This is a genomic window from Methylobacterium sp. P3_A11 (genome assembly GCF_056403155.1).
Window position 1 is genome coordinate 134865 of sequence record NZ_JBFUGA010000002.1, and the last position, 6154, is coordinate 141018.

Below are 6154 nucleotides of genomic sequence, written 5' to 3' on the forward strand. Positions count from 1 at the left end.
GCCATGACTCACACCTCAAGTCCGCAGACCTTCAGCTCCACCGGCCGCGACACCTTCGTCGGCAGCCCGCGCAGCCGCGTCGACGGACCCGCCAAGGTCACGGGCCTCGCCAAATACGCGGGCGAGTTCGCCGCGCCCGGTCTCGCCTACGGCTACGTGGTGTCCAGCGCCATCGCCAAGGGCCGGATCACCGCCATCGAGTCCGCCGAGGCCGAGGCGGTGCCGGGCGTCCTCAAGGTCATCACCCACGAGAACCGGCCGCGCACCGCGTGGCGCGACAAGAACTTCCAGGACGCGGTCGCGCCCCCCGGCTCGCCGTTCCGCGCCCTCTACGACGACCTGATCGTCTTCAGCGGCCAGCCGGTCGCCCTGGTGGTGGCGAAGGATTTCGAGACCGCGCGCTACGCCGCCTCCCTCGTCCGCGTCGGCTACGCGATGCAGGAGCCCGTCACCGACCTCAAGGCCGTGCGCGGCGACGCCTACGATCCGCCCACCAAGCGCGAGGGCATCAAGCCGCCGCCGGCTCCGTGGGGCGACGCCGACCGGGCGTTCGGCAGCGCGCCGATCCGCGTGCAGGGCGGCTACAGCTTGGCCAACGAGCACCACAACCCGATGGAGCCGCACGCCACCACGGTGGTGGTGGAGGCGGACGGGACCTACACGGTCTACGACAAGATCCAGGGCGTCTCGAACAGCCAGCAGTACCTCGCCAACGTGTTCGGCCTGAAGCCCGACCAGGTCCGGGTGCTCAATCCCTATCTCGGCGGCGGCTTCGGCTCCGGCCTGCGTCCGCAATACCAGGCGTTCCTGGCGATGCTGGCCGCCCAGGAATTGAAGCGCTCGGTCCGCGTCACCCTGACCCGCGACCAGATGTGGTCCTTCACCTACCGGGGCGAGGCGCTGCAGACGATCGCGCTCGGCGCCGAGGCTGACGGCACGCTGACGGCCCTGCGGCATGACGCCGTGCAGGGCACCTCGAACTTCGAAGATTACCAGGAGGTGATCGTCAACTGGTCGGGGGTCCTCTACCGCTGCGACAACGTCGCCCTGACCTACCGACTCGCCAAGCTCGACACCGCCACCCCGGGCGACATGCGCGCCCCCGGCGCGGTGACCGGCGTCTTCGGCATCGAAACCGCCATGGACGAGCTCGCCTACGCGACCGGGATGGACCCGATCGCCCTGCGGCTGAAGAACTACGCCGAGTCCGACGCCACCGCGAAAGGCAAGCCCTTCGGCTCGAAGGAGCTCAAGAGCTGCTTCACGCAGGGTGCCGAACGCTTCGGCTGGGCCAAGCGCAATCCGGAGCCGCGCTCCATGCGGGACGGCCGGGAACTCGTCGGCTGGGGCGTGGCCACCGGCATCTGGGAATCGATGATGATGCAGTCGAGCGCCATCGCGACCCTGACGCCCGACGGCCGCCTCACGGTGGGCAACTCCACCGGCGACATCGGCACCGGCACCTACACGATCCTCACCCAGATCGCCGCCGACACCCTCGGCCTGACGATGGACGCGGTGACCACCAAGCTCGGCGACACAAGCCTGCCCGAGGCGCCGGTCGCCGGCGGCTCCTGGACGGCGGCCTCCTCCGGAACCGCCGTGATGAAGGCCTGCCGCAACGTCGGCGAACAGGTGTTCAAGCTCGCCCGCGCGATGGAGAACTCGCCCCTGGCCAACGTCGACTTCGACCGCGCCGTGTTCGCGGACGGCCACATCTCCGTCGCGGGCGATCCGGGCCGCAGCGTGTCGCTCGTTGCCGTGCTGCAGGCGGCCGGAATCGACAAGGTCGAGGCGGTCGAACAGGCCGGGCCCGACAAGGACTTCAACCAGAAATACGAGGCCTACACGCATTCGGCGATATTCGCCGAGGTGAAGGTCGACGCGGAACTGGGTCAGGTCCGGGTCACCCGCATCGTCTCGGCGATCGCGGCCGGCAAGGTGCTGAACCCGAAGACCGCGCGCAGCCAGATCCTCGGCGGCGTCGTGATGGGGATCGGCTCGGCGCTCGAGGAGGAGTCGATGCTCGACCACCGGGTCGGCCGGTTCATGAACCACAATCTCGGCGAGTACCACGTGCCGGTGAACGCCGACATCTACGATATCGACGTGATCTTCGTGGACGAGGAGGACAAGGCGAACCCGCTGGGCGTGAAGGGCCTCGGCGAGATCGGGATCGTCGGCACGGCGGCGGCGATCGCCAACGCGGTGTTCCACGCCACCGGGAAGCGGGTGCGCGATCTGCCGATCACCATCGACAAGCTCCTGTGAACGGCGAGCGTTTCACAGGAAACATTGACAGTTCGGAAGGAGTCGAACGCGGATCGCGCTGGACCGCTCCGTCATCGCGAGCGCAGCGAAGCGACCCAGGGCGACGCGACATCCTTGAGCATGGCGCGACCCTGGATTGCTTCGCTCCGCTCGCAAGGACGATGATGCGACCGCCCGTTGCCCTGAGAACCGACACGGAATCCCGGTGAGCCACCTGCTGCAATCCTGGCGCTTCTGGGCGCTCGCCGCGGCGGCCTTCGCGGCACTGACCGCGATCCTCGCCAAGGTCGGCGTCTCGGGCGTCCCGTCGGATGTCGCGACCTTCGTGCGGACCGCCGTGATCCTGGTCTTCGCCGGGGCGATCGTCGTCGGCTCCGGTCAGGCCGGCGGCCTCGCCCAGATCTCCGGCCGCAGCCTCGTCTTCCTCGTCCTGTCGGGACTCGCCACCGGAGCGTCCTGGCTCTGCTACTTCCGCGCCCTGTCGCTGGGCGATGCCGCCCGGGTCGCGCCGATCGACAAGCTGAGCGTCGTGCTGGTGGCGATCCTCGGCACCAGCCTGCTCGGCGAAACCCTCAGCCTCGCGGCCTGGACCGGCGTCGGCCTCATCGCCGCCGGTGCCGCCCTCGTCGCCTCGGGCTGGTGAGGGAGTGCGCGCCGGCGCGCCGATCCGTTAACCCGGCGAGCGCATCCTGACGTCTCCTCACGCAAGGGGACCGCCATGGATTGGGTCTACCGCGGATTCGAGACCTCGCTTCTCGGTCTCGCCCTCGGTCTCGGCTTCGCCGCCTGCCTGACGCTCGGCACCGAGCGGGTGCCCCCCGGCACGCTCTCCGTCACCCTGCCGATGCTCATGGTGACCGCCCCCGCGCCCTGAGGCGGAGGGCGGCGGGCGCGGCTCAGGCGGCGCCCTGCGTGGCGCGGAACATGAACCCCCGGGCCTCGTCGTCCATCTCGGCCTTGAAGGCATGGCGCCCCTTCAGCGCCTCGGCGGCCTGGGCGGCCGGCCGGGCGTTGAGCGTGTCGAGGAGGCGCTTGACGTTGGGCAGATCCGCGAAGGCGGTCTCGCCGAGCACGAACGGCACCATGCGCGCCCAGCCCCACACCGCCATGTCGACGATCGTGTACGTGTCGCCCAGCATGTAGGCGCGGCCGGCGAGGCGCTGGTCGAGGACGCCCCAGTGGCGGCGCGCCTCGAAGACGTAGCGCTCGGTGGCGTAGGCGCCGCCGTCTTTCGCGAAGTGGCGGAAATGGACGCACTGGCCGGAGAACGGGCCGATGCCGGTCGCCACGAACATCAGCCAGGACAGCATCTCGCCCCGCACCGGCTCGCCCTCGGGCAGGAACCGGCCGGTCTTGCCCGCGAGGTAGAGCAGGATGGCGTTCGAATCGAACACCGTCACGTCGCCGTCCACGATCGCCGGGACCTTCCCGTTCGGGTTGACCGCCGTGTAGGCGGGATCGAACTGCTGGCCCCTGCGGGTGTCCACCGGCACCGGCTCGTAGGGCAGGCCCATCTCCTCCAGGCAGAGGGCGACCTTCATCGGGTTGGGGCTGAGATTGTAGAAGAATCGAATCACGGCGCTCTCCCTGAACGAGGTCGGAAGGATGTCCGGGTCGGGCATCCGCACAAGCCGCAGCCGCGCAGGGCGGCTATTCCGCCACGATCTTGTAGCTGCGGCCCGGCACCAGCGGGGCGCCCCGTTCCAGCCCGTTGAGAACCAGGAACCGGTCGAGCGCCCGGTCCGGCACCGCCATGCGGCGGGCGAGGTCCTCGGCGCTGGTCGCGGTCGCCTGAACCACCTGCAGCCGCAGGGGATGCAGGACGGTCTCGTCGGGTGATACGGCGACGAGGGTTGCGGCCCAGCGGCGGAAGGCCGGATCGGGATCAGCGGCCCCCTTGGCCGCCATGATCATCCGGAAGGTCGATTCGCCGATCCGGATCGCCGCCAAGCGGAAGGTCCAGTCCTTGCCCCGCGACAGCGCGAAGGCCGCCGGATGGCCGGCGACCTCACGGGTCTCGAAGCCGGCGGGGTCGAAGGCGTCGTTCCAGCTCGCCTTCAGCACCGCGTCGAGGGGCTGGCCGTCCTTGGCCTCGATCTGGTCGAACAGCAGGCGTCGGCTGCCGTCCTGGGTCGTTCCCAGAACCGCCGCGCGGGTGTTCTCCAGGGTGAAGCCCTCCGGCACCTCGAAGGCGATGCCCAGGCCGGGATGGATGAAGCGGTGGCCCCGCACGGCGCCGTCGCGTGGATTGTCGCCGTAGGCGAGCCCGTCCACCGCCGCGAGGTACGAGGCGCGGTCGTCGGTGCCGATGCCCGGTGCGCCGATGCGCCGCGCCGCCCGGGTGACCTGCGTGATCCGCTCAACCGTGCCCGGATGGGTCGCCAGCATGTCGGGCTCGCCGGTACTGCCGGCCTTCAACCCCGTCGAGCGGTTGAGGGCGGTGAGGAAGCGGCCGGCCGCGAACGGATCGTAGCCGGCCTTCGCGAGGGTGCGCACGCCGGTGGCGTCCGCCTCCAGCTCCTGCTCGCGGGAGAAGCGGGCCAGGGCGAAGCGCGACTGGTGCTGCAACTGCGCGCCGGTATCGGGATCGTTCAGCACGTCGGCCACGACGCGGCTGACCAGGGCCGAGCGCAGCTCCAGTTCGCTGCGGGCCGTGGCGTGGTTGAGGGTCACGTGAGCCATCTCGTGCGCCAGCACGGCCGCCGCCTCGGAGGTGTCGCTCGCCAGGGCCACGAGGCCGCGGGTGACGTAGAGCCGCCCGTTCGGCAGCGCGAAGGCGTTGACCGCGGGCGAGTCGAGGAGCGTCACCGTGTAGGACTGGTCGGGCCGGTCGCTCGCCTTCACGAGGCGGTCGGTCACCTCCGTGAGCATCCGCGTCACGTTGGGCGCCCGTGCCTCGCCCCCGAAGGAGGCCACCAGCTTGAGGTGGTCGGCATCCGCGGCGCGCTCGCGGCCGGTGGTGCGCGGCGCCTCCGCGGGCACCCGCACCACGGCCGACCGCACGGTCGCGTCGGTCTGGTCGGCGACGCAGGCGCCGAGCAGCAGGGCCAGCCCGCCGAGCGCCGCCAGCCCGCACGGACGGTGCCACGCCCCGTGGACGCGCCGTCCGATGATTCGCCCCGTGATCCCGCCCATCGCGATCAGCGCCGCAATCCCCGTTCCCCGTCCGGATCGGCCTCCGGCCGGTCCGCCTCCTCCAGCATCTCGATCGCGTCGGCGGCGGCCTCCAGGGTCGGGCCGCGCCAGACCTCCAGGAGGCCGCGCACCCGCACGCGCCGGCCTTCGAGCGAGGTCGCACTCAAACCACGGGCGCGCATCATTCGCCAAGTGCGTTTCGATACCGTCACCGTCAGGCCGTCCGTGCCGCGGGCGGCGAAATCGAGATAGGTGCGTGCGCCCCGCTCGCCGACGTGGCGGACGCGGCCCTCCACGACTACGAATTGGCCGGCCCGCGCCCGGAGCGCCGCCCCGTCCTGCGCCGCCGGGAGCGGCTCCTGCCAGAGGCCGAGCCCGCGCCTCCGGGCGGCGGCCTCCGCGAGGCGCAGGGCGGGCCGGCAGAGCGCATCGGCTTCGTTCGCGTCCGCGAAGGCCAGCCCCGCCGCGATGAGGGCGCCCGCCAGATCCCCGTCCTCCGTGGCGGTCAGGATATCGGCCCGCTCCCGATCCCAGCGGTCGGGCTGCCCGCGGGGGACCACCGTGACGCTGGCCCCCCGCCAGGCCTCGAGCCACGCCTGCGCTGCGGCGGCAGCCGCCGGCGCGTCCGGCCACCGCAGGGAATCGGGCACCGCCCGGGCGCCCGACTCCAGGCGGATCTCCCCCCGGGGTCCGATTCCCGCCACGGCCTCGACCCGCGCGGGTCCAGCCGCGCACGCGGCGCCGCTGG

General features: G+C 71.5%; 6 protein-coding genes. 3 read left to right on the forward strand and 3 right to left on the reverse strand.

The window, feature by feature from the left end; all coding sequences use genetic code 11:
• The first annotated feature begins 3 nt into the window (after positions 1 to 3).
• The 3 genes from AC1DXK_RS01390 (at position 4) to AC1DXK_RS01400 (ending at position 3145) form a co-directional block, all read left to right on the forward strand.
• Entirely contained in the window at positions 4 to 2271 is a 2268-nt protein-coding gene (locus AC1DXK_RS01390) for a xanthine dehydrogenase family protein molybdopterin-binding subunit (RefSeq protein ID WP_457107642.1), read from the forward strand.
• 205 nt (positions 2272 to 2476) lie between these two features.
• On the forward strand, positions 2477 to 2914 hold the full coding sequence (locus AC1DXK_RS01395; RefSeq protein ID WP_457107643.1) for an EamA family transporter: 438 nt from the start codon (positions 2477 to 2479) through the stop codon (positions 2912 to 2914).
• Between the two features lie 75 nt (positions 2915 to 2989).
• Entirely contained in the window at positions 2990 to 3145 is a 156-nt protein-coding gene (locus AC1DXK_RS01400) for a hypothetical protein (RefSeq protein ID WP_457107644.1), read from the forward strand.
• A 22-nt stretch (positions 3146 to 3167) separates the two neighbouring features.
• Here AC1DXK_RS01400 and AC1DXK_RS01405 read toward each other — a convergent pair whose 3' ends face one another.
• The 3 genes from AC1DXK_RS01405 to AC1DXK_RS01415 form a co-directional block, all read right to left on the reverse strand.
• A complete protein-coding gene (locus tag AC1DXK_RS01405) occupies positions 3168 to 3848 on the reverse strand; it encodes a glutathione S-transferase family protein (RefSeq protein ID WP_457107645.1) in 681 nt (226 codons plus the stop codon).
• Between the two features lie 73 nt (positions 3849 to 3921).
• The gene (locus AC1DXK_RS01410; RefSeq protein ID WP_477296569.1) at positions 3922 to 5406 is read right to left on the reverse strand and encodes a M48 family metalloprotease; all 1485 of its coding nucleotides are present in this window, start codon (positions 5404 to 5406) and stop codon (positions 3922 to 3924) included.
• Between the two features lie 5 nt (positions 5407 to 5411).
• On the reverse strand, positions 5412 to 6154 hold a 743-nt coding region (locus AC1DXK_RS01415; protein WP_477296571.1), incomplete at its 5' end, for a thermonuclease family protein.

What these genes read in the sequence shown, in the direction of transcription:
- AC1DXK_RS01390 (WP_457107642.1), top strand. Translation starts at nt 4, where the DNA reads ATGACTCACACCTCAAGTCCGCAGACCTTCAGCTCCACCGGCCGCGAC.
- AC1DXK_RS01400 (WP_457107644.1), top strand. Translation starts at nt 2,990, where the DNA reads ATGGATTGGGTCTACCGCGGATTCGAGACCTCGCTTCTCGGTCTCGCC.
- AC1DXK_RS01410 (WP_477296569.1), bottom strand. Translation starts at nt 5,406, where the DNA reads ATGGGCGGGATCACGGGGCGAATCATCGGACGGCGCGTCCACGGGGCG.